The organism is Sphingorhabdus sp., assembly GCF_023910635.1.
Lineage (GTDB): Bacteria > Pseudomonadota > Alphaproteobacteria > Sphingomonadales > Sphingomonadaceae > Sphingorhabdus_B.
The window spans coordinates 41,202-63,720 of sequence record NZ_JAAVVZ010000003.1; the positions used below are offsets into that span (position 1 = coordinate 41,202).

Below are 22,519 nucleotides of genomic sequence, written 5' to 3' on the forward strand. Positions count from 1 at the left end.
CGAAGCAAACGGGTGATGTCAGATATCGCCAATGGTTCGGGAATGAATACTAAGCCACGTCTTTCTTCAAACCCTGTATCGCCCTTGCATGCGCGCCGCGCTATGGCGCAGGCATGACAATTTTGATTCCCATATTTGGTGACCAGCTAAGCCACGGCCTGTCTTCTTTGGCGGGACAGGACAAAACAGCATGCGTCATCTTGATGGCGGAGGTCGACGAAGAAACCGAATATGTGCCGCACCATAAATCCAAAATGGCGTATATTCTGTCCGCCATGCGCCACCATGCAGAGGATCTGCGCAGCGCAGGCTGGACCGTCGATTACGTAAAACTTACCGAGGCCGAAAACAGCGGTAGCTTCACCGGCGAAGTCGCGCGCGCAATCGAGCGACACACAATTTCCGCACTGCGCGTGACCGAGGCGGGCGAATGGCGCGTAAAGGCCATGCTCGATAGCTGGGATGACCGTTTTGATATTCCGGCAGAAATCCTGCCCGACGACCGGTTTTTGTGCACCCATGGCGAATTTGAAAGCTGGGCCAAGGACCGCAAGCAGTTGCGCATGGAGTATTTTTATCGCGACATGCGCCGTAAGTCCGGCCTGCTCATGAACGGCGATGCGCCCGAAGGTGGGCAATGGAATTTTGACGCAGAAAACCGCAAACCCGCCAAGCGCGATCTGACGATGCCAAAGCCTCTGCATTTTGCGCCCAATGCTGTGACGCAAGACGTCATCGAGATGGTAGAGAGCCGTTATGGCGACAATATCGGGCAGACGGCCAAATTCGGCTTTGCCGTGACCCGTGAAGATGCGTTGAAGCAGCAAAAGCATTTCCTAGCGCATGCTTTGCCGAATTTTGGCGATTATCAGGACGCGATGCTGACCGGCGAACCGTTTTTATGGCACTCGATCCTCTCGCCCTACATCAACTCCGGCTTACTTGACCCGCTTGAGCTGTGCCGCGCGGTTGAGGTGCAATATCGGGCGGGCAAGGTTCCGATTAACGCCGCTGAAGGCTTTATCCGGCAAGTCATTGGCTGGCGCGAATATGTACGCGGCATTTACTGGCATGCTGGCCCCGAATATGTGGAGAGCAACGCGCTGGCCGCGACCCGGCCCCTGCCTGCATTTTACTGGACGGGTAAAACCGACATGCTTTGCCTGTCGCAGGCGATTGGCCAGACAATCGCGCATAGCTACGCACATCATATCCAGCGGCTAATGATCACCGGCAATTTTGCCTTGCTGGCAGGGGTCGACCCGAAGCAAGTGCATTTATGGTATCTGGCCGTTTATGCCGATGCCTATGAATGGGTGGAATTGCCCAACAGCCTTGGCATGAGCCAGTTTGCCGATGGCGGCATGCTCGCGTCAAAACCCTATGCGGCGAGCGGTGCCTATATCAACCGCATGTCCGATTATTGCACACATTGCCGTTATGACGTCAAACAACGCGTTGGACCAAAAGCATGTCCTTTCAACGCGTTATATTGGGAATTCATTGCCCGTAACGAAGGCAAGCTGCGCAAAAACCCGCGCATGGCGATGCCGTATAAAAATTGGGAGCGGATGGCGGACGCAGATAAAACAGCGCTTCGCAGCCATGCGCAGCAGTTTCTGGAAACACTTGGATAGTTTGAAAAAGCAGCTTATCCTGCACGGAACAAGAATCATATATGCGGGCAAGGACGAAATCATGGAATTGTTAGTAAGCACCGATTGGTTAGCGAACGAGATCGGCGCGTCCGACCTTCGCGTGGTCGATGCAACATGGTTCATGCCCGATGCGGGCCGCAATGCGCAGGCAGAATATGAAGGCGGGCATATTCCATCGGCCGTGTTCATGGATTTGGAAGAACTTGCCGACGCCAATAGCAGCCTGCCGAACACATTGCCGCCGCCCGAAAAATTCGCGAGCCGTATGCAATCGCTCGGACTTGGGGACGGCAGCCGTATCGTGGTGTATGATGACAGCCCGTTCAAGTCTGCCGCCCGCGCCTGGTGGATGCTGACCTTGTTTGGCGCACATGATGTGGCAATCCTTGATGGCGGCATCGCCAAATGGAAAGCCGAAGGTCGCCCGCTTGAAACCGGCAAGCCCACCTTGCGCCATCGCCACTTTACCGTGTGGAAAGATGACAAGGCCGTGCGTAGCAAGGCAGACATGCTCGCCAATTTACATAGCAAAGACGCAAGTGTCGTCGATGCACGCGGTGCTGGCCGTTTTACCGGCGAAGAAGCCGAGCCACGACCTGAAATGGCGTCAGGCCATATTCCCGGCAGCCGCAACTTGCCGTTTAGCCAGCTTTTCAACGCAGATGGAACGTGGAAGCGCGGCGCGGAATTGACACAAGCCTTTACCGACGCGGGCGTGGATTTGAACACCCCCATGATCACCACCTGCGGGTCGGGCATGACTGCTGCGGTCGTCCTTTTTGGAGCGCGGATGACAGGCAAGACCGATGTAGCATTATATGATGGTAGTTGGTCCGAATGGGGCCTCGATGCGGACACCCCCAAGGCGCAGGGTGCGGCTTGAGTTCTGACAAGCCCCAAAAGCCCTCCACTAAAATAGTCACTGCAGGACGAAGGGCTTCATTAACCGGCCCAGTCGTCAACGTGCCCATTTGGCGCGCGAGCACGCATCTATACCCGGATGTCGCCGCGCTCGAAGCTGGCAAGGCATCGAACGAAGATGGCCGGTTTTTCTACGGTCGCCGTGGGTCACCGACGCAATGGTCGCTGGCCGAGGCGCTGACCGAGATGGAGCCTGGCGCGCATGGAACGATGCTCTATCCATCGGGCGTCGCTGCCGTTGCGTGCGCATTGCTTTCGGTCCTTGCGCCCGGCGATGTGCTGTTGATGACCGACAATGCTTATGACCCAAGTCGTTCATTCGCAGAAGGCTTCCTGAAGCGCTTTGGCGTTGAGACGCGTTATTTTGACCCGCGTACGACCGATTATGATTCGGTATTTTGTGACCGCACCAAAGCGATCTTGTTGGAGTCGCCCGGAAGCCTGACCTTTGAGGTTCAAGACATTCGCGCCATTTGTGCAGCGGCCAAAAAACATAATGTTGTCACTTTGCTCGATAACACGTGGGCGACATCTTATTTCCATACGGCGCTCGACAAGGGCATCGATATGGCGATCTTATCGTGCACCAAATATATTGTGGGCCATAGTGACGTCATGATGGGCAGCGTCACCACGCATGCGAAATATTGGACGAAATTGCGCCAAACCGCGCAGCAGCTTGGCCAGACAGTGTCACCCGACGATGCCTATCTCGCCAGTCGCGGCTTGCGGACATTGTCTTTGCGGATGAAGGCACATGAGGCCTCCGCGCTGCAGATCGCCAAATGGTTGCAGACCCAAGCGGATGTTGCAGCGGTGCTTCACCCGGCGCTGCCGGAATGCCCAGGGCACGACATTTGGAAGCGTGACTTTACAGGCGCGTCGGGCCTGTTCTCGTTCATCCATAAAGGTGACGCCGCAACCGCCGCCGCCTTTGTAGATGCACTCGGCCTGTTCGGCATTGGCTATAGCTGGGGCGGCTTTGAGAGCCTTGCTTTGCCCGTCCACCCCGAAAAATATCGGTCAGCAGTGCCTTGGGACAAGGAAGGCACCCTCATCCGCCTGCAAATCGGGCTAGAAGATACCGACGATTTGATCGCAGATCTTGAGGCCGCCTTCCGTGAGAGTGGTGCCTTAACCTAACGTCGATTGAAAAGTCGCCCGCACGCAAAAAATGCTTGAAGTTGACCCAGCGTCAAGATGCATAAAGCCTATATGACTGATTCGCTTCCAATAAACGAAGTTGTACGCCGCACGGGACTGACAAGCCGCACATTGCGTTTTTACGAAACCAAGGGGCTCGTCGCACCACTGCGCACTGCTTCAGGGCGCAGGATATTCGGTGCGCGCGAATTGTCGCGCTTGCATCAGATCGCGGTCCTGAAATCGGCAGGGTTGAGTCTATCGCAAATGCAACGTCTGTTTGCGGGACATAGTGTCGATATGTCGGCGATGTTGACCGCTCAGCTAAAAATGCTTGATGAAGAGGCTGCGCAGATAAACAGCGCGCGCCAAATCATTCGCTTTGCAATGTCGCGCCTCGACGACGGTGAACGGATCGACCCCGCGACATTTTGTGCGCTCATCGAATCTGGACAGCGGATGACGAATCAAGAGCCAAGGGAATGGCAAGCCATAACCGACCGATATTTTTCTCCGGAGGAGAAAGCGAAATGGGCAAGGGCATGGCAATTAATCGGTGCTGACTTCGATGCGCGATCCTATGATGCGCAATGGCAGAGTTTGGGCGACCGTATCAAAGCCGCGATACCAATGGAGCCCGAAAGCGAACGCGCGCAGGGCTTTGTCGATGAGTGGTTCGAACTGCTCAAGCCCTTTTCTGCGGTCAGCACGCCTGACATGTGGCAATCGAGCATAAAAATGTTTGACGAAATGGATCAATGGACAGGCGAAGGCGCACCCGACCCCGGTTTCGACAAGTTGGTCTGGGACTTTATGAAACGCGCCACGACGGCGCGCATCATGCGGGGCGGGACGTTGCCTTGGGTCAGGACCACTTAAATCCATCTTCGCGGCGTCAAAATGGCCTCAAACCGCGAAGGTGGACTTAAGTGGTCCTGACCCAAGTTTTGAAGCGAACAAAGAGGGAGATTGAAATGAACGCGTGGATCTATCTGGCAATCGCCATTGCCTTTGAAATAGCAGGAACGAGCCTGCTCAAGGCGTCGGACGGCTTTGCCCGTATCGGCCTCGGTATTGGCTCGATGGCATGTTATTGGGTATGCTTCGCCTTCCTTGCCGTGGCGATGAAGAGCATTCCGGTGGGGGTAGCTTACGCGATCTGGGCCGGGGTCGGGATATTGGCGATTACCATCATCGGTTGGCTGGTGTTCAAACAAAGCCTGCAACCCATCCAGATTGGGTTTATCCTGCTGATCTTGGTCGGGGCAACCGGGTTAAATCTGACAACAAAAGCCGATGCCGCAGAGCCTCAACGTGTCGGTTCGGGCATGTCCCCCGAATAATCGTAAAATCCGCGCTTTACCTTGCGGCCATACCATCCGGCCTCAACATATTTTTGCAGCAAGGGCGCAGGGCGGAACTTTGGATCGCCCGTCGATTGGAACAGTATATTGGTGATTTCAAGACAGGTATCGAGCCCGATAAAATCTGCCAAGGTCAGGGGCCCCATGGGGTGATTGAGGCCAAGCTGGCACGCGGTATCGATATCGCGCATGTTGGCAACGCCTTCGCCAAGCGCAAAGATTGCTTCGTTGATCATGGGCATCAACACGCGGTTGACGATGAAGCCCGGCGCATCATTGGCAAAAACCAATTGCTTGCCAAGCGCTTCGCCATATTGGCGCACGATGTCGACCGTCGCGTCCGTCGTCGCAAGCCCACGGATGATTTCAATCAGGCCCATGACGGGCACCGGATTGAAGAAATGGACACCAATAAATCTTTTTGGGTCGGACGACGCCTGCGCCAAACGGGTAATAGGGATGGACGATGTGTTCGATGCCAGCACCGCCTGATGGCCAAGGATTTTGCCCACAGCCTCAAATATCTTGCGCTTGATATCCTCGCGCTCGGTCGCCGCTTCGATGATTAGCCCGGCATCAGCCATCGGTTCATAGCTGGCGACAGGCTCAATGCGCGCCAACACTGTGTCGGCTTCGACCTGCCCCATTTTCTCTTTGGCGACCAAGCGGACCAAGGCTTTGGCAATGCTGGCTTTGCCTGCTTCGGCCTTGGCCAGATCAAGGTCGGATAGATAGACATGATAGCCAGCAGCAGCGCTCACTTGCGATATGCCTGCACCCATTTGACCCGCCCCGATAACACCAACTGCACGCATTTTTTCACTCCGATTTCGCTTCCATCCGGGCTCTAGCGAACCCCATGCCCAAGCGCCAGCCTTGCGCTTGTCTTATGCCTTTGGCGCGCACAACCGCAAGGGTATCGCAAGCTTGGGCTAGCGTTTCCATCAATTTCCACTTAAGCGCGGCATAAATCCTCCAGATTCAAGGCAGAAAGTCATTTAGCCATGTCCACACCCGTTCGTCATGCACCCCTTAAAGTGGGCCTCGCTGGACTTGGAACCGTGGGCAGTGGTGTCATTCGCCTGATTGAAGAAAATGCAGCGCTTATTGCGCGTAGAGCCGGCCGCGAGATCAAGATTGTCGCCATTACCGCGCGTGACCGGACAAAGGATCGCGGCGTTGATCTGTCGCCGTATCGCTGGGTCGACGACATGGGTGCGCTTGCGACCACGGACGATATTGACGTTGTGGTAGAGCTCGTCGGGGGATCCGATGGCCCTGCCCTGACCTTGGCCCGTGAGACTTTGTCCAACGGACGCGCTTTGGTGACCGCCAACAAGGCGATGATCGCGCATCATGGTTTCGAGCTTGCGGCTTTGGCGGAGAGCAAGCAGGCTGCGCTCAAATTTGAAGCGGCTGTTGCCGGAGGTATTCCTGTCATTCAAGGTCTGCGCGATGGTGCCGCCGCCAACCGCATTGACCGGGTCTATGGCATTCTCAATGGCACATGCAATTTCATCCTGTCCACTATGGAGCGCGACGGGCTGGATTTTGCGCAGGTTCTTTCCGATGCGCAGGCCAAGGGCTTTGCCGAAGCCGATCCGTCGTTCGACATTGACGGGATCGATGCCGCACATAAGCTTTCGATTCTTGCCTCCTTAAGCTTTGGCTCTGTCATCGACTTTAGCGGAGTTGAGGCGCGCGGTGTGCGTAAAATCCTGGCGGCGGACATCGCGCAGGCCAAAACCTTGGGCTATCGTATCCGGCTGATTGGCCTTGCTGAAATTGACGGCGACAATGGATCGTCGACTATTTTTCAGCGCGTTGAGCCGTGCCTCGTGCCGCTGAGCCACCCGCTCGCAGTTGTCACAGGCGCAACCAACGCCGTCGTTGCAGAGGGCAATTTCTCGGGCCGCCTGCTGTTCCAAGGCGCAGGCGCAGGCGACAAGCCAACAGCGTCAGCGGTCGTCGCCGATTTGGTCGATATTGCGCGCAAGGAAACCGGCCCTGCATTCTCCATGCCGTCGGCTGAACTTGAAAAAATGCCGCGCGCAGCCTCGGCGCACCGGATCAGCAAAACTTATTTGCGCATGTTGGTGGCCGACCGGGTCGGTGTGCTCGCGGAAATCACCGCAGCGATGCGCGATGCGGGGCTGTCGATTGAAAGCCTCATCCAAACCGAGGCAGGTGACGATGGTTCGGCATTGATTGCCATGGTTACACATGCTGGGCCCGAGCAAGCCATCAACGACACCATAAATGCGCTTTCAACATCCGATAGCTTGCTTGGCGAGCCGATGGTGATGCACATTTTGGGCGAATGATCAGGGCGGTGCGTTCTCGCCGTCGGTGACAATCATATCCGGTTCAGGCAGCCCTTTAAGCACTTCTTCCAAGGGGATCGCCGGCGGCGGAACATAGCCGAACGAAGATGTCCAAAATGGCGGAATTTTAGGGATTGGCGAGCAGCAGGCCGCGCGCAGTTGCGAGACCGCCTCGCCGGGGCGGATACGGTTTTCATCAGGAGGACCTCGATCCGTAAACATGCGCTGGCTTTTATTGTCTGGGTTTTCGCCGCACACGACAATTTCGTCGGTTGCAGGATATTTAACGCAGCCATCTTCATCGACCGCAATTATCCGCCGGGCTTTTTCGATCCGTTCCGCAATTTCGTCATCGCTCACTGGCTGCGCAGAAACGACGGAAGCAGAAAGTGCCGCGGCGGCGACAAGTAATCTCGACATTTAGCTACGCCTTCCCTATCGGAACCGCAGTGCCGACGTTAACGCCCCAGATGCCGAAATTTCTTTCCCCAGAAACCCGATATTTCAAATAGCTAGGAAAAAACGATGACTACAGCAAGCCAAATCCTCGACCGGGTCCTTGTTTTGGAAATGGTGCGGGTGACGGAAGCTGCTGCCATCGCAGCGGCGAAGCTTATTGGTCGCGGCGATGAGAAGGCAGCGGATGCCGCCGCCGTCGAAGCGATGCGCGCCGCCTTGAACGAATTATATATGGATGGAACGGTCGTCATCGGTGAAGGCGAGCGGGACGAAGCGCCGATGCTGTTCATTGGTGAAAAGGTCGGATCGGCGATTGGCACTGGCCCCAAAATCGACATCGCGCTGGATCCGTTGGAGGGCACTACCATCACCGCAAAGGCCGGCCCGAACGCACTGGCCGTTCTGGCCGTGGCCGAAGAAGGCAATTTACTCAACGCGCCCGATGTCTACATGGACAAGATCGCAGTTGGCCCCGGCTATTCACCCAACATCGTCAATCTCGACAAATCGGTGGCTGAAAATGTTGCTGCTGTTGCCGCGGAAAAAGGTGTGCCGCCGCATGAGCTGATTGTGTGCGTGCTTGACCGTCCCCGCCATGAAAAGATGATCGCCGAACTGCGCGAAATTGGCTGCGGCGTCATGCTTATCCCCGATGGCGACGTCGCCGGTGTGATAGCAACCACGAACCCCGACACGACCGTCGACATCTATATGGGTAGCGGGGGCGCGCCAGAGGGCGTGCTGGCAGCCGCTGCTTTGCGTTGCGTCGGTGGCCAGTTTAAGGGCCGCTTGCTGTTCCGCAATGACGATGAGCGGCTGCGCGCCCGCAAATGGGGTATCGAGGATCTCGACAAAATCTATGATCTTGAAGAACTGGCCAAAGGCGACTGTATCTTTGCCGCTACGGGCGTTACGCATGGTTCCTTGCTTGAGGGCGTAAAGACCCTTCGTGATGGCCGCGTGACCACCGAAAGTGTGGTGATGCGCGCCTCATCGGGCACCGTTCGCTGGGTCAAGAGCGAGCATCGGAAAGCGGACCATATCGGCTGATATTTAGTAAATACCCATTTGCAGACCCGTCGCGATCTGATCGCCCATTTCCGCTGCCGCTGATAGCTGCGCAACATCAATAATTTTGGCCGCCAATATCGCCGCTTGTGTCTGCGCATGCGTGCACACAATCACAGTTGGCAGTATTTGTCGCAGCCGCCAGCCCGTCGCGATCCGTTCGGCCTGCGCAACCGCATTGCGTCCATCCGAACCAGCGCATACGATCATCGCATAAGGCCGCCCGTTTAGCGCGCCAAGGCAAGGATAATAGCATCGGTCGAAAAAGCTTTTCATGCCCCCGCTGATCGCCGCCAGATTTTCAGGAAAGACGAACAGATAGCCATCCGCCGCCAACATATGTTCAGGGTCGGCCTCTGCTGCGTTCAGCATCAGCACATGCACGCCCTGCCCCCGCACCGCGCCGTCATAGGCCGCCTGCGCCAGAGCCTTCGACCCGCCGGTCATGCTGTGCCAGATTATTGCCAGTTGCTTCATCCCCACTTGCTAGCACCAGCAGCGCGCCATAGGGAAGCATCATGAAGCCAGTCCTCGACATAAATCACTCCATCCTTGAACAAGCCTGGCATTGGCGGGGCAGCGGCACCGATGGCCGCGACCCGGATTTTCAGCCTGACGATCTTGTGACCCAGTTGCTCATGGCGCGCGGTGTCGCGCGCGACGATATCGAGCGGCACCGCAACCCGACCATCCGCAACTTCATGCCCGACCCGTCGATCTTTCAGGATATGGAGAATGCGGCACTTCGACTGGCACAGGCGGTTGAGGCAGGGGAGCAAATCACCGTCTATGGTGATTACGACGTCGATGGCGCGACCAGCGCGGCGCTCCTCATCCGCTTGCTGCGCAATTTGGGGCTAGACGCAGGCTATTATATCCCGGACCGCTTGATGGAGGGCTATGGCCCCTCTGGCGAAGCCTTGGTCCGTATTGGCGACGGCGGCAGCCGCTTGATCGTTACCGTCGATTGCGGAGCCATGGCCTATGACGCCTTGTCGCAGGCCAAGGCCGCTGGGCTCGAGGTCATCGTCGTAGACCATCATAAATGCGCCACAGAGCTTCCTGAGGCCTTTGCCTTGGTCAACCCCAACCGACTGGACGAAACCGACGCAGCGGCGTCCCACGGGCATCTGGCGGCGGTTGGCGTGGCATTCCTTTTGGGGGCAGCGTTGATCCGCACGCTGCGCACCCGTGGCTATTTCGCCACCCGGGCCGAACCCAAAATCATGGAGCTACTCGATATCGTGGCCTTGGGCACCGTGGCCGACGTGGCGCAGCTGCGCGGGCTGAACCGCGCGTTCGTTGCGCAAGGGCTGAAGGTAATGGCCGCGCGCCGCAACATAGGTCTGTCCGCGCTCATTCAAGCGAGCCGCCTGACCCGCGCACCGATATGCTCCGACCTTGGCTTTGCCTTGGGTCCACGCATAAATGCCGGCGGCCGCGTCGGCAAATCTGACCTTGGCGTGCGCTTGCTGATCACCGAAGATGCGGTCGAGGCACAAGACATCGCGATGGAGCTTGACCGCCTGAATGAAGAACGCCGGGCGATTGAATCGGTGGTGCAGGAACAGGCCGAGGCCAACTTGGCCGGACAACATAACCGCGCAGTGGCGTTGTTATCTGGCGAAGGCTGGCATCCGGGTGTCATTGGCATCGTTGCCGGTCGCATCAAGGAAAAGACTGGCAAGCCATCGATCGTCATTGCCGTCGACGAAAATGGGGTCGGCAAAGGATCGGGTCGGTCCATCGCGGGTGTTGACCTGGGCGCGGCAATCATTTCGGCACGCGAGGCTGGATTGCTGGTGGCAGGCGGTGGCCATGCCATGGCGGCGGGCCTGACCGTAGCGCGCGATAAAATTGATGCCTTGGCCGACTGGCTCGACGCGCGGCTGGCAACAGATGTCGCCAACGCATCGGGGACCAAGGCGTTGCTGATCGACGCCATTGTCGCGCCGCGCGGGCTGAACCCCATTTTTGTCGACGCCATGGAGTCCGCTGGACCTTATGGCATGGGCTGGCCCGGGCCGCGGGTGGTTACAGGGCCATTGCGAATCATCAAATGCGATATTGTCGGCAAGGACCATGTCCGCGCTATTGTGGCAGGCGACGATGGCCAGTCGTTCAAAGCCATGGCATTTCGTCAGGGCGAGACCGTTCTTGGTCAGACCATGCTCCACGCCGATCGCGGTCGCCGCTACTGGTTTGCAGGCCGCGCCAAGACCGATGACTGGGGCGCAACGCCAAAAGCGGAGCTGCATGTCGACGACATTGCCTTTGCCGACTGAATTTGCGCCAACTTGGCCTTGACGGGGGCAGAACGAATCCGTAAAGGCGCGGCTCGCCAAGCGATTGGCCCCTTCGTCTAGCGGTTAGGACGCGGCCCTTTCACGGCTGAAACACGGGTTCGATTCCCGTAGGGGTCACCATCCGTTCTGATATTCCTTGGAATACTGGGCGGTTTTGGGTATCAGTTCCCTGTCTACTGCGTTTCCAGTACATACCGACGGTACATAATGGACATTCAGCCCGTGCAGCCGAGGGTGTAATATCGGCAGGGTCGGCTCAAATTTGGTGGAGCTGGAACCGGGGTACGCCGCCGTGAGCGGAGTACGCGCCCCACACCTTCAACGCCGTGATGGCGTCTATCATCTGAGAATTCGGGTGCCGGACGCAATTAGGCCGCAAGTCGGCAAGACGGAGCTCGTTCGGTCTTTAAGGACCTGTTCGTTCCGCAAAGCTCGTCCTCTTGCAGCCTTACTCACGGCTCTGGTGATGGAGGCTTTTGAAATGATTAAGACAACTCAAATGACGACAAATGATGTCCGTAAGCTAGTTCAGGACATTTTCGTGAACGTAATTGCAGAGCAGGAGGCTGTAGGGGCCTATGTTGCGCAAACTGACCAAATAGACGATGAAATGCGCGAGCAACTTTTCATGTCTCAAGATCGCATCGCGGACTTACGAAATCAGATCGCGCTGACGAAATTTGACGGTGAAGTTCGGTATCATCTCCGCAATCTCCTTACACGCAATGGCTTTGGACAAGATGAACTGAGTCAAGCACGCATCGACGATATTGCGAATGGTGTTGCAAGAGCTTTGATTGAGCAGCAGCGGTTTTTCCAACTTCGCATTGACGACAGGCTGGCGCACTTTTCTCCTGCTGACAGCCTATTTGTGTCGGCGGCTTTGGGAGTGACTGAGCAGGGCGTATTGCCCACCTTCAAAGGCCCGCAACTTGGCGATGCAGTTGAGAAGTATCTATCTGTTTACCGCAGCGTGTGGAAACTCAAGACTTACAAGGCTCGGGTTTGGCAACTTGGCTACCTCGTCGAGTTTTTGGGAGCACAGCGACCAATTGAAAGCATCCAGCCTAGCGATATCCGTAACTATCGGGACGCGCTTTTGACGCTTCGTGCGAACCACGGTTTTGCCGCTAGTCAGAGCTTTGCAGCTAAGCAGACAGCAAATGCTAACGCCCGAATAAAATTGAAGACCGTAGAACTGATTTTTCAGCCCATAAAGACCTTCTTAAAATGGGCGGTTTCGGTGGAAGGGCTAATTGAGGTGAACCCCGCACAGTCGATCAAGGTGGTTGTCAAAAAAGAGAAAACATTTGTTCGAGTGCGTCGGTCATTTGTGAAATCCGATCTGGAGCGCCTTTTCTCCTGCCCTCTTTTTATCGGCTGTCTTTCACCACATCGACGGTTTGTCGTAGGCGGCAAGGTATTCCGGGATGCAAAGTATTGGTTACCTATCCTTGGCTATTTAACGGGAGCCCGGCTTGGTGAACTCGTTCAGTTGGCAATTGGAGATGTGCGTGTCGAAGATGGCATTTCCTATATTGATATCAACGAGAAGGCGCTCGTTGGGGTTGAGACCAAATCTGTGAAGTCTGGAGCAGGTCATCGTCGGGTACCATTACATCCTGATTTGCTCTCTCTCGGGTTTATGGAGTTCGTCGCAAAAAGGGCAAAACAGGACAAGGCAGACGTAAGACTATTCAAGGATGTACCGTTCGGAGTCGATGGTCAGGCTTCGACTGAGTACAGCAAGATATTTGGCCGGTTAATGGACAAGGTTGGCCTTACAGACCCGCAACTCGTTTTCCACAGCTTCCGGCACACTGCTGAAGACGCCCTAAGGGATGCAGGTTGTCAGCCCTACGTGATCGACCGGATTATCGGTCACGCTGATAACACAATGGGCGGCAAGTACGGGTCAGGGGTTTCGCTAAGTGTTTTGGCTGAAGCAGTGGCGTCTATGAAGCTCCCGGTTAGGCTCCCCAGCCTGTTGCCGACCGCCAAAAAAGACTAGCGGCATTCAGGTAGTGTCTCAGTTTGAAATTTAGCCTTTTACGCCTTTTGACCAAGCGCCTTTCGATGGAGGCTTTGGAACTTTAGTTTTCGGGCGGTCATTAGGGTGTATCCAGTGAGCCGGTGGGTCATATTCGGGAGGGCGATTGATCATGCCATTTGCCCCGTCAACTTGTGAGTCCATTACACAACGCTCAATCATTGCGACTGATATATTTCTACGTGGTACACCAAGGCCTTTATAGTCCGTTGGATAATTTTGACCCGGCGGAATGGCGGCAAAAAGCAATTTGCCTTTCGGTGCTAAGCGAGCATTAAAAAATTTCGCGGTAGCAACTTGGTCAGAATCGGCGGACAGAAGAAACGCTGCGTCATATTCATCGTCTTCGCCGTCACAGATGACAGACAGTGCAACATTTATGTCTGATTGTTTTTCAGAATAGACGCCGTTGGCCGGGACATGATGCCCTCGCAGAATTTCAACGCCTCTTGCTGAAAGAGCGTTGTTAAATGTTATGTGGCGCTCAAATGAACCCGGTATGTGATCGGGAACAGCGGTGCAAAAAACAACTTTCACAAGCTTTAGCCCCTCAGGCTTGCAAAGCATTTCGCCAAGTTTCCAGAGGCACGCCCATTTAAGATGATTCATTCCTGTTTGATGAATTGGATGATAAAGGTTGAAGCCATCTACATATAGAGCTCCTCTGCGCTGATTTTGATCTTGACGTTTTTGATCGCTCACGCTATATGGCCCCTATCGATGCCAACTTGTTCACTTGTTGGCGGAAGCCCCGGCAATGCCGGGGCTTTTTCTTTTTAGACTTGTTTCTTGTATGGTCCACGCTTTTTCGGGGCCGGGGCAAGTTCATCAATCTTAACGATAACATCATCAAGCGACCATAGGCGGTCGGTAATGCCAGCGGCCATAGCTGGCGACACGCGCAGTGTTTTGTGGATACGAGTGAAATTGTAGAACACGAAATACAATGCCAGCGCGTGAATGTGGTTATCCAGCTTCTTTGAAAAGGCATTGGTCAAGCGGATGAAGCGGCGCATGGACATACGCATTGTAAGGTTCTGGCGCTCGACATAGCTTGTCGGCGTTCGGGCGTCATGTTTGCGGCGCGTTTCTTGCCTCCAAGACTCCCAAGCTTTGCAGCAGCATTTTTCGTTGTATCGCTCGTGTCGTCTATTTCGCCGGTCGCAATCTTGCCGATCATAACGGCAAGGCCGATAGCGTCGGCTGGGCGCTTTTGCCCGTTTGGTCCTTTAGGCATTGTGAAGTTCCAGAAGCTTTTCGATGTCGTCGGCAATTCCGCTCACAAGTTTTAGATAGGACTGGGTTCGATCCGTATCCCCGACCCGCCACCGTGCGCTTCCGCCGTATCTAGAGCGGCGCTGTTCCATGAAGTAGAACATGCGCTGCAATTCAGCAATTTCGTCTTCTCGGGTCATGCAACCTCCTATGCTTTGCGCTAAGCATATAGGAACGGCGGCTGGAATGCGATTGGGCTATCGGTCAAAATTCAAACTGAGACACTACCGGCATTCAACCGAGCTTGCACAATGAAATGCAATGTCGTATGTACGTAATGCTCGGCAGTCATATGAAATGACCGTAGCCACAAGCGTGCTTGTCGAGAGTTTCCAACAGCAATCTGTTTTGGTCCATTCGGATCAGGGGGCTCTCAGATGTCTTATCTTTGCAATTATTGCAGCACTTCAGTGCACATCGCAGCATCGTTGCGGGGGGCAGAGTGATGGCTCGTCATATACCCGGCCATCTCAGCGAACTTGACCTTGCTCTAAAGCTTGGCATCTCAATTTGGGGGCTAAGAGCATGGCGTCGTCGAGGATATGGGCCGTCATCTGTGAAATTCGGCAAAAGCGTATTCTATCGTGAAGACGAGGTAGCAAAGTTCATTGATGCGCCGGTTGGGCATGGAGCGTCGGAATGACACAGCATGCACGTCCTTTCGAACCACCCTTTACGTTGGCACAGGTGTTAAACAGGGCCAGGTTCGTACTTGGAGTGGATAAGTTACCCGAGGACATCGCATCAGAAGTTCGTCGAATGACTGCTGGGTATTTGGGGCGACTACACCGATTACAGCGCGTCGAATTTGCTGGGGGGCACTACCGCTCTCGGGACACTCTTCATCGTATGCACTCGTCATTAGCTGCCAAGACAATTTCATTTTTGCTGGCATATCCAAAGAATAGAGCTCCGATGACGTGGGATGAGGTGAAAACGCAATCGAAGCGGGTCAATGTTCTCCGTCCCTCTGGAGAACTGGTCATTTCCTGGGAACAAGCCAAGCGAACACTGGGCGTAAGGACAATATGCGCTTTTGGCCCAATCTCTCGTGCTGCCCAGGAAATGGTCAGCCACATAATATTCGTGGTGGCTGGTCCCAGCCCCTATGAGTTCGCCCAGTCGAGGCGAGGACGGGATGCAGCGGCCCGAGTTTCGTTGCATAATATCAAGCATAAAGGAGTAAGATGGTTCGGTCTGGCTGACGTGAGTAACTGCTTTCCGTCAATTAACCGCGAAATGGTAAAGCAGGCGCTCCCGTTCCTGCCGTGGTCGATCATCGACGCAACCATTTTCATCCACGACGACACAGACATATCAGCAACAAGTCTCAACGGAGACAAAGCGAACAATAAATCAGTGAACGCGATCCGACAGAGTTTACCGCAGGGATCGTTGGCTTCGCTCCTCGTCACCAGCAAAGTATTACAGCCGCATCTAGATGCGCTAAGTGCTCCGCTGATTATCATACACGTCGACGACGTGATGATTGGTGCAAAGACGGAAGAGCAAATCCAAGCGAACTTAATTGCCCTGACTTCTTCAATGAAGAAGACCTCTGGAGGATCGCTCCATCTGACAACTCAGGTTTGCAAACTAGGCGATCCAGAAATGGACTATCTGGGTTATAGGTTCCGACAGGAATGGATGCTGGCAGGTGGTTTTGGACGAGCATTTCCTGCCAAACGGTCATTCCGACAGTTGCATGTTCGTATAGCCCGGAAATTACTGCTCATTCCCGAAAAGTTTTGGGCAGAGACGATCGAAATAGAGTGCGCTCGTTGGATACGCTCCTTTCCTGCTTGGGCAGGCCGATTTCGGTCGGAGTATTTTGCGATCCTACATTGTGAGTTAGATATGCTTCCAATGCTGTATCGCGTTCGAGCTGCAATCACAGAAGCAAAATATAAATGGGCAAGTTTTTCTGAAATGACTGATTTTCTGACTAGCACCGCAAATCTGCTAGCAGATCAAATGCCGCGCCTTTTCACCGAGGGCGGGCCTAGCAAGTTACTTAAGGGTGCATCGATCTGCCCGGCGTTAATCTAACCTTTCAAATCCACATTCAACAAGGAATGTGACGCTTATGGACTGTACAGCGAAGTCCCTAAAAGTCAGAATGTCCCACACATACCACCCTCTATTCGGGACAGTGCATGTTTTACGGCTATATACGCGTTTCAACTGACCGACAGGCTATTTCTGGACTTGGTCTTGACGCTCAGCGTCAATCAATCGAGCTATATGCCGCTCAACAGGGTACTACGCTTACAGAAATCTTTGTCGAGACAGAAAGCGGGACGAGAAATGACCGGCCCCAACTACATGCCGCAATAACTTTGTGTCGAAAGCATAAAGCGACGCTCGTTATTGCCAAGCTGGATAGATTAGCCCGCAATGTCGCATTCGTATCAAGCTTGATGGAAACAGGCGTCGAGTTTGTCGCAGTTGATGCGCCTTTTGCTAATCGGCTTATGATCCATGTGCTGTCGGCGGTAGCTGAATGGGAACGTGAACAAATTTCTGTTCGAACTAAAGCAGCCCTCACTGCTGCAAAGGCCCGAGGCGTCAAATTGGGTACTCACGGTGCGGTGCTAGCATCCCAAAGAAAAGCTGAAGCATATGCTCGCGCTCGGACGTTACAGCCATACATTGTGCGCGCCCAATACGATGGTTGCACCAGCCTGCGGCAAATCGCAGGTCATTTAAACTCGGCGAGCGTGGCAGCGCCCGGCGGGGGTTTATGGCATGCTAGTAATGTCCATCGAGTTATGAATCGCCTAAATCTGCCGGGTACCGATCAAACCTATTCCGACGGCACGTCGCCATTTAGGTGATTGGGATGCCGTTTACATCGTTAGATAGCCCCGAACTCATTACTATAGCATTCGCCTGGAAGCTTCAGCTAACCTAGCTGAACGAATGGCAAAAACTGCCGGCTTGAACTGCTGGCGTTCATGACCGAAATGTTGTGGGACGCAGACATCTAGAATTGTTAGCGCTCAAACTCCCAACGCAAGAAAGGTCGGGCCGCTTGAATAAAATCCTCGAAGCGAGAATAATCCCGTTCGCCAAATTTTGATTGGATTGCGCTCTTTATCTGCACGTCATCCAATCGATCAACGATCAGAAATTGATCACAAAAACCAGTCTGATCGTGACCTAGGTGCTCCAAGGCCCAATGTCGATTGGACACATTTACAAAGAAAAGATCAAAACCCTTTGCGTCACTTTCTCCGATTTCGATGATGCAGTGGCAGGTAGCTGGCTTGTGCACGCCCTCCTCAAAATCATCTATGAAATCGACTGACCGGACTTCGATCTTCATTGCTATTCTCCTGATCGATTTCGGTCGAGATAATTCCTACGGAAATATATCGGTTTAATCTTCATCGTAGAATATGTGCCCGCGATTGTCGGGCTTCAGTAATCGGAAGATGGGTGATGGCGTAACTTCTTCTGCATTCAGTTCCAACTTAACTTGGTTAGAATTGAGCCAACCGGTTTGCCGCTCAAGGTTATCGCGGACACGGCGGAAAGCAGTGTTCTGAGCGGAACTGATCGAGGATGCCAATACGAAACGGTGACAATAGAAACCCAAAGGTTGCCATGTGTCATCTACGTCATTATCTGACGTTACGGCGGTGCACCAATCCAATCGGCCATGGATCACGACATAGTAACATTGCATTCAAACCAACATATACGGCGCGTCCACAAAAACAATACCGCCAGAAGCCGAACGTCCGCTTTGTTGTCGTATCCTGAAAGTCTGCTTTTGTTGCATATTGTCGGAAAGCAGACCTTCGTTCAGCTGGTGAACCAACGGCAGCATAAATGGCTGGGAAGTCCTAGACGTCGCCATTCAGTGTAAAGCGATAATGGCAAAAAAAGAGGCAGTTTTCAGGATTACCGCCGCATATAAAAAAGCGCTTCATTCGACGCTTGAAGCTTCCGTAGCTCGCCTTGGTGGCCTTCGATTGAGTGCGTGATCAACAAGCTTTAATACCCACTCCAAATCTGAAGTATCGAGAGACGCAACGCGACTGACAAGTTTGCTTAGTGGGGCAGCTGACACCTCCTGCCCAGCTGCAAAATGATTAACGCCAAAAAGATCACGCACTTCTACGTTCAGCGCCGAAGCAATGCCTGCAAGCGTTTCAAAGCTTGGTGCGGATGAACCGCGTTCAATTCTTCCGACTAGCTGGACTGACCTCTCGATACGATCTGCAAGCTCAGCTTGGGTAAACCCCGCAACTTCCCGATGATGTCGGACAAGACTGCCTACTTGAACTCTGAGGTCAGACACTAACTCACACCTAAAATTTAATTGCAGTTATGTGCCAAAACTACCTTTACGCTTGACGATGAACGAGCAACTGTGGTTGCAATCAATTGCAAAATATACAATAGGATTGGATATTCAGATGATTTCAAGACAATTAGTTGCGACAACAATTTTATTGGGTCTGACGACGGCTGGCCAGGCTGCTAAACCTCCCAAATATAACTCCGATGCTCCGCTCCCTGCTGAAGAAGTTTACCGCCCAATCATCAAAGGCATGATCGATGGTATTCTCCGCGATCCCTACAGTGCAGTGTATAAATGGGGGGCCCCATACCAGATCACATGCAAAAAGGATTTGTTTCGGACCGCGGAGCGATGGCGCGGTTGGGCGATCAACATTAACGTAAACGCCAAAAACGCGTATGGTGGATACGCTGGAGCTTCAGACTATTACGTCATGTTTATGAGTGATGGGATAAAAGACGATATGGAGCTGCACACTGGGTTTGCAGCGTTTGATTACAAAATCTGTCGCAGGGAGAATTGGGGACCCGACAGCATTCCAACCTCCCCGCCAAAACAATAATATTGTAATAAAAATAGATAGTTGCTCTGAATTTTATGTTCATCTGAGCACATAAAAGTTAGGCTTTAAGGCAACATATAGCCTTGGAAAACCTAATGATTTATACAATTGGATACAGCAATCGAAGCTTACCTGAGTTTCTTAACGAACTGACCAGCAGGGGCATAGCGCAACTATGGGATGTCCGCTCATCGCCATGGTCGCGCAACGCTGCATTTAACGCGTCTAAGATCGAACAATGGTCAGAAAGCGCAGGTATTTTCTATCGGCAATGCGGTACAATTTTTGGGGGCAGGTCAGAAGTGGCACTGGATGACCCAATTTACATAGATTTGCTGAATGAGCTTATAATTGCGGCTAAACGGAACCCAGTCGTAGTGATGTGTGCTGAGGGCGATCCAGCCAATTGTCATCGCTCCTGGGCAATTGGTGCTAGCCTGCTTCTTAAATGCAATGTGTCGGTGATAAACATCATGCGAGACGGGACTACCGAAGATATTGGAGCTAGCATCCGACGAATCAAGCGAAGGAATTTTACGCCGGCTATTTTGTCTGCATTAGATGGAATGGAGCCTTTCGCCTGGCCGGAAAAAAATTGGTTTTGCTGACAAACTCTCCGTAAACTACAAAATCCTGTAGCCTTACGAAATCCTTGGTTTTTTGGTTTCACACCCTACAAATGTTGTATGATTAGAGCTTCAAAAACTAGCTAATGCAGGCGCAAAGTATTCATGGTACTGCCTTGGCAAACGCTTCTTCAGGCGACAATCCTTCGCGGATCATTTCGATGATTTTATTGCGTTTGCTTTCGAGACCCTTAGGAATTGATGCGCGGTTACCCAGATAATATTCGGACATTAAATTGCGTGCGGCTTCGCTGCTAATTTTTGGCCTAGACCGAGGTTTTATATTCTTTCGCAAGCTGGATATATGAAGATTAAATTCGTCTGAAACGGTACTCCAATCGAATGCTGCCACCTCCGCCCGAATGCGTTCCGCATCAGAACCGAATGCGACACCAACTTCACCTGTTCCTGCGTTTACGATTAGGCTGGTAAGGTTTGGGAGTTTCTGCTCGGCCAGAAAAATTCTTACAACGTCCAGCCGACGCCCCAATGAAATTGGGATTGCCGATTGGACAGCATCATTGTTTGGAAACCGAACCTTTGCTTCATCAAGCAATGCTCCGTAGGTTAGCTTTTTCACAGGCGATTGCCGAGCGCACTCCACAAGAATAGGGTAAAATGCGGCAGCAATGGTGACGTCAGTTTCCGTAACCTTCAAAATCTGGTTCTTTCACAAAATAAAAACGCGTTACAAATGGACTACCATTAATCGCCTTAAGATACCAAAACGCCAAATTAAGGGGTATCTAGGGCATACACGGCTGCATTCATAATTCCCCAACTCCCCACGGCATTAAGTAACTCAAAGTGAAAATCAGAGAAGTTACGTTCGCATTGCTTTGTCGATCATGCTAGAGCGCGCTACCATCGGCCAATTAGCTAAGTGCACGATACTCGGAAAAAAGGTAGAGAGTTAAGAGTTCAAAGGTCATTTCCTCCCGAACTGCCTGACAAATCATTGGGCCGTTGATAAACTTCGTCAGCTTCAACAAGCATTTTGGAGATCGTGTTTATCGACACGTTTAAACTAAGATGAACTCTTCAGTTGGCTGTTTTGTCCGTAGGGACCTTTAGGCTTCAATCGGCTTCCATCCACGCGATGAACTGATCCCACGAGACTTCAACGCCGTTCTTTTTGTGAGTTTTCCCAGCGCACCACACGAGTTTCGCTTTTGTTATTGTGAGGTCACCCAGCCTAGTCTCGCCATCAGGGGAATAGACATCAAGCTGCATTCCTTTATTCTTAAGCTGCTGCTCTGCGTTCAGTTCTGTGATCCAGACGTTCATATTGCCTCCTTGTCTTCCGCTACACCTATAGGAACGGAGGCTGGAATGCGATAGAGTATAACTATTCGTAACCCCTAGATATTTTAAACTGAGACAATACCGCAGAGGGTAACAAGCGCATGAACGAAAGAACAATCTGGGGCATCCACATGGCCCGCGATCATGGCACGTTGCCGATCGACAAAGGCTATGTAGCAATTGGCTGGCATAGGTTGGGCGATTTTGCCCAAGTCGCTCCGACCCGTGAGGCTTTTAAGGCAGCGTATGTCCAAACTTATCCAAATGAGAAGCCCGGCAAGGTTCCGGTGGCGGCGGGGGTTGCGTATCGCTTTGCAGTTGAGATGAAGCCGGGTGACATTGTGGTATACCCATCGAAGCAGGACCGCATGGTCAACATTGGTGTGATCGAGGGCGGTTATGAGTATGTTGCGAACGCTCCACTTGAATGCCCCAACCGCCACAAAGTCAAATGGCTGAAGCATATAGCGCGGACATCATTTTCGCAGCCGGCATTGAATGAGATTGGCTCGGCAATAACCCTTTTTAAAGTTAGCTCGAACGCTGATGAGTTTTTGGCTGCGTTGGAAGGCGAGGCATTCGAGGTCGAGGATATCGACGAAGCGAGCGCAGAACTTGTGTCAGCACAGGTAGAGGAAACGACCGAAGATTTCATCATCAAGCGGCTCAAGAACAACCAGACGCCGTTCCAGTTTGAACATTTCGTTGCCCACCTGCTCAAGTGTATGGGGTATCATAGCAGGGTCACACAGGCATCGGGCGACGGCGGGATCGATATCATCGCCCACCGTGACGAGCTTGGCTTTGAACCACCCATCATCAAAGTGCAGTGTAAGCAAATCCTATCGACGATCGGCAGGCCAGATGTGCAGCAACTTCATGGCGCAATTGAAAGTGGCGAGCACGGCTTATTCGTATCTTTAGGAACATTTTCGAATGACGCACGGACCTTTGAACGCACTAAGCCAAACTTGCGTCTTATCGATGGCAGCGATTTAGTGGAGCTTATTTATGCTCACTACAGTCAATTCGAACCACGCTATCAAATGCTGCTCCCACTCAAGCGGACATATATACCGGGACCAGCGATTGGCGAAAACGAGTAACGGGCTGACGCGGACGTTTGAATCCAAGAGTAAAGCTTGT

General features: G+C 53.2%; 24 protein-coding genes, 1 tRNA gene and 2 pseudogenes. 16 read left to right on the forward strand and 11 right to left on the reverse strand.

What is annotated here, in order from left to right; all coding sequences use genetic code 11:
- Positions 1-113: 113 nt before the first annotated feature.
- From HEQ34_RS02060 to HEQ34_RS02080, 5 genes are all read left to right on the forward strand, one after another.
- Positions 114-1,637: a cryptochrome/photolyase family protein gene (locus tag HEQ34_RS02060; RefSeq protein ID WP_296196706.1), complete on the forward strand. Its 1,524-nt coding sequence runs from the start codon at positions 114-116 to the stop codon at positions 1,635-1,637.
- 61 nt (positions 1,638-1,698) lie between these two features.
- Entirely contained in the window at positions 1,699-2,541 is an 843-nt protein-coding gene (sseA, locus tag HEQ34_RS02065) for a 3-mercaptopyruvate sulfurtransferase (protein ID WP_296196709.1), read from the forward strand.
- Complete coding sequence (gene metC, locus HEQ34_RS02070; protein ID WP_296196711.1) at positions 2,496-3,722, forward strand: cystathionine beta-lyase; 1,227 nt, start codon at positions 2,496-2,498, stop codon at positions 3,720-3,722. The genes sseA and metC overlap by 46 nt, the downstream gene beginning before the upstream one ends.
- 72 nt (positions 3,723-3,794) lie before the next feature.
- Entirely contained in the window at positions 3,795-4,601 is an 807-nt protein-coding gene (locus HEQ34_RS02075; protein ID WP_296196716.1) for a MerR family transcriptional regulator, read from the forward strand.
- 95 nt (positions 4,602-4,696) lie between these two features.
- The gene (locus HEQ34_RS02080) at positions 4,697-5,065 is read left to right on the forward strand and encodes a multidrug efflux SMR transporter (RefSeq protein ID WP_296196719.1); all 369 of its coding nucleotides are present in this window, start codon (positions 4,697-4,699) and stop codon (positions 5,063-5,065) included.
- On the opposite strand, the gene HEQ34_RS02085 is transcribed toward HEQ34_RS02080, so the two are convergent.
- Positions 5,032-5,901 (reverse strand): 3-hydroxyacyl-CoA dehydrogenase NAD-binding domain-containing protein, encoded by an 870-nt coding sequence (locus HEQ34_RS02085; RefSeq protein ID WP_296196722.1) that lies wholly within the window; start codon positions 5,899-5,901, stop codon positions 5,032-5,034. The genes HEQ34_RS02080 and HEQ34_RS02085 overlap by 34 nt on opposite strands.
- Positions 5,902-6,090: 189 nt before the next feature.
- Here HEQ34_RS02085 and HEQ34_RS02090 point away from each other — a divergent pair, with 189 nt between their 5' ends.
- Positions 6,091-7,410: a homoserine dehydrogenase gene (locus tag HEQ34_RS02090; RefSeq protein ID WP_296196725.1), complete on the forward strand. Its 1,320-nt coding sequence runs from the start codon at positions 6,091-6,093 to the stop codon at positions 7,408-7,410.
- Here the strand turns inward: HEQ34_RS02090 and HEQ34_RS02095 are convergent, their stop codons facing one another.
- Positions 7,411-7,830 (reverse strand): hypothetical protein, encoded by a 420-nt coding sequence (locus HEQ34_RS02095; RefSeq protein ID WP_296196728.1) that lies wholly within the window; start codon positions 7,828-7,830, stop codon positions 7,411-7,413. It lies immediately after the preceding gene.
- 105 nt (positions 7,831-7,935) lie between these two features.
- On the opposite strand from HEQ34_RS02095, the gene glpX reads away from it, so the two are divergent.
- A complete protein-coding gene (glpX, locus tag HEQ34_RS02100) occupies positions 7,936-8,919 on the forward strand; it encodes a class II fructose-bisphosphatase (RefSeq protein ID WP_296196730.1) in 984 nt (327 codons plus the stop codon).
- A 3-nt stretch (positions 8,920-8,922) separates the two neighbouring features.
- Here glpX and HEQ34_RS02105 read toward each other — a convergent pair whose 3' ends face one another.
- The gene (locus tag HEQ34_RS02105) at positions 8,923-9,414 is read right to left on the reverse strand and encodes an NAD(P)H-dependent oxidoreductase (protein WP_296196732.1); all 492 of its coding nucleotides are present in this window, start codon (positions 9,412-9,414) and stop codon (positions 8,923-8,925) included.
- A gap of 41 nt (positions 9,415-9,455) precedes the next feature.
- Here HEQ34_RS02105 and recJ point away from each other — a divergent pair, with 41 nt between their 5' ends.
- The 4 genes and pseudogenes from recJ to HEQ34_RS02120 all read left to right on the forward strand — a co-directional run bounded on the left by recJ (position 9,456) and on the right by HEQ34_RS02120 (position 13,254).
- Entirely contained in the window at positions 9,456-11,222 is a 1,767-nt protein-coding gene (gene recJ, locus HEQ34_RS02110; RefSeq protein ID WP_296196735.1) for a single-stranded-DNA-specific exonuclease RecJ, read from the forward strand.
- Positions 11,223-11,288: 66 nt separating this feature from the next.
- Positions 11,289-11,363, forward strand: a tRNA-Glu gene (locus HEQ34_RS02115).
- A gap of 172 nt (positions 11,364-11,535) precedes the next feature.
- A pseudogene (locus HEQ34_RS14440) lies at positions 11,536-11,721 on the forward strand (DUF6538 domain-containing protein); the annotation flags it as partial.
- A 3-nt stretch (positions 11,722-11,724) separates the two neighbouring features.
- A complete protein-coding gene (locus HEQ34_RS02120) occupies positions 11,725-13,254 on the forward strand; it encodes a site-specific integrase (protein ID WP_296196737.1) in 1,530 nt (509 codons plus the stop codon).
- A 30-nt stretch (positions 13,255-13,284) separates the two neighbouring features.
- Here the strand turns inward: HEQ34_RS02120 and HEQ34_RS02125 are convergent, their stop codons facing one another.
- The 3 genes and pseudogenes from HEQ34_RS02125 to HEQ34_RS02135 form a co-directional block, all read right to left on the reverse strand.
- Positions 13,285-13,995, reverse strand: a complete 711-nt coding sequence (locus HEQ34_RS02125) for a hypothetical protein (RefSeq protein WP_296196739.1) — start codon at positions 13,993-13,995, stop codon at positions 13,285-13,287.
- A gap of 74 nt (positions 13,996-14,069) precedes the next feature.
- Positions 14,070-14,351: pseudogene (locus HEQ34_RS02130) on the reverse strand (hypothetical protein); the annotation flags it as partial.
- Between the two features lie 171 nt (positions 14,352-14,522).
- A complete protein-coding gene (locus HEQ34_RS02135) occupies positions 14,523-14,708 on the reverse strand; it encodes a hypothetical protein (protein ID WP_296196742.1) in 186 nt (61 codons plus the stop codon).
- Between the two features lie 775 nt (positions 14,709-15,483).
- On the opposite strand from HEQ34_RS02135, the gene HEQ34_RS02140 reads away from it, so the two are divergent.
- Complete coding sequence (locus HEQ34_RS02140) at positions 15,484-16,617, forward strand: reverse transcriptase domain-containing protein (protein ID WP_296196745.1); 1,134 nt, start codon at positions 15,484-15,486, stop codon at positions 16,615-16,617.
- A gap of 107 nt (positions 16,618-16,724) precedes the next feature.
- Positions 16,725-17,405, forward strand: a complete 681-nt coding sequence (locus tag HEQ34_RS02145) for a recombinase family protein (RefSeq protein ID WP_296196748.1) — start codon at positions 16,725-16,727, stop codon at positions 17,403-17,405.
- A gap of 158 nt (positions 17,406-17,563) precedes the next feature.
- Here HEQ34_RS02145 and HEQ34_RS02150 read toward each other — a convergent pair whose 3' ends face one another.
- The 3 genes from HEQ34_RS02150 to HEQ34_RS14445 form a co-directional block, all read right to left on the reverse strand.
- A complete protein-coding gene (locus tag HEQ34_RS02150) occupies positions 17,564-17,896 on the reverse strand; it encodes an Imm8 family immunity protein (protein WP_296196750.1) in 333 nt (110 codons plus the stop codon).
- Positions 17,897-17,950: 54 nt separating this feature from the next.
- The gene (locus tag HEQ34_RS02155) at positions 17,951-18,259 is read right to left on the reverse strand and encodes a hypothetical protein (protein ID WP_296196752.1); all 309 of its coding nucleotides are present in this window, start codon (positions 18,257-18,259) and stop codon (positions 17,951-17,953) included.
- Between the two features lie 243 nt (positions 18,260-18,502).
- Positions 18,503-18,877, reverse strand: coding sequence for a helix-turn-helix transcriptional regulator (locus HEQ34_RS14445; protein WP_366934834.1), 375 nt, complete (start codon positions 18,875-18,877; stop codon positions 18,503-18,505).
- A gap of 58 nt (positions 18,878-18,935) precedes the next feature.
- Here HEQ34_RS14445 and HEQ34_RS02160 point away from each other — a divergent pair, with 58 nt between their 5' ends.
- Both HEQ34_RS02160 and HEQ34_RS02165 read left to right on the forward strand, forming a co-directional pair.
- Entirely contained in the window at positions 18,936-19,442 is a 507-nt protein-coding gene (locus tag HEQ34_RS02160; protein WP_296196754.1) for a hypothetical protein, read from the forward strand.
- A 95-nt stretch (positions 19,443-19,537) separates the two neighbouring features.
- Positions 19,538-20,050: a DUF488 family protein gene (locus tag HEQ34_RS02165; RefSeq protein WP_296196756.1), complete on the forward strand. Its 513-nt coding sequence runs from the start codon at positions 19,538-19,540 to the stop codon at positions 20,048-20,050.
- A gap of 121 nt (positions 20,051-20,171) precedes the next feature.
- On the opposite strand, the gene HEQ34_RS02170 is transcribed toward HEQ34_RS02165, so the two are convergent.
- Together HEQ34_RS02170 and HEQ34_RS02175 are read right to left on the reverse strand one after the other, a co-directional pair.
- Positions 20,172-20,726 (reverse strand): hypothetical protein, encoded by a 555-nt coding sequence (locus HEQ34_RS02170; RefSeq protein ID WP_296196758.1) that lies wholly within the window; start codon positions 20,724-20,726, stop codon positions 20,172-20,174.
- Between the two features lie 419 nt (positions 20,727-21,145).
- The gene (locus HEQ34_RS02175; protein WP_296196761.1) at positions 21,146-21,355 is read right to left on the reverse strand and encodes a hypothetical protein; all 210 of its coding nucleotides are present in this window, start codon (positions 21,353-21,355) and stop codon (positions 21,146-21,148) included.
- Positions 21,356-21,474: 119 nt separating this feature from the next.
- Between HEQ34_RS02175 and HEQ34_RS02180 the strand changes: the two genes are divergently transcribed.
- Positions 21,475-22,479, forward strand: a complete 1,005-nt coding sequence (locus HEQ34_RS02180; RefSeq protein ID WP_296196764.1) for a restriction endonuclease — start codon at positions 21,475-21,477, stop codon at positions 22,477-22,479.
- Positions 22,480-22,519: the final 40 nt, after the last annotated feature.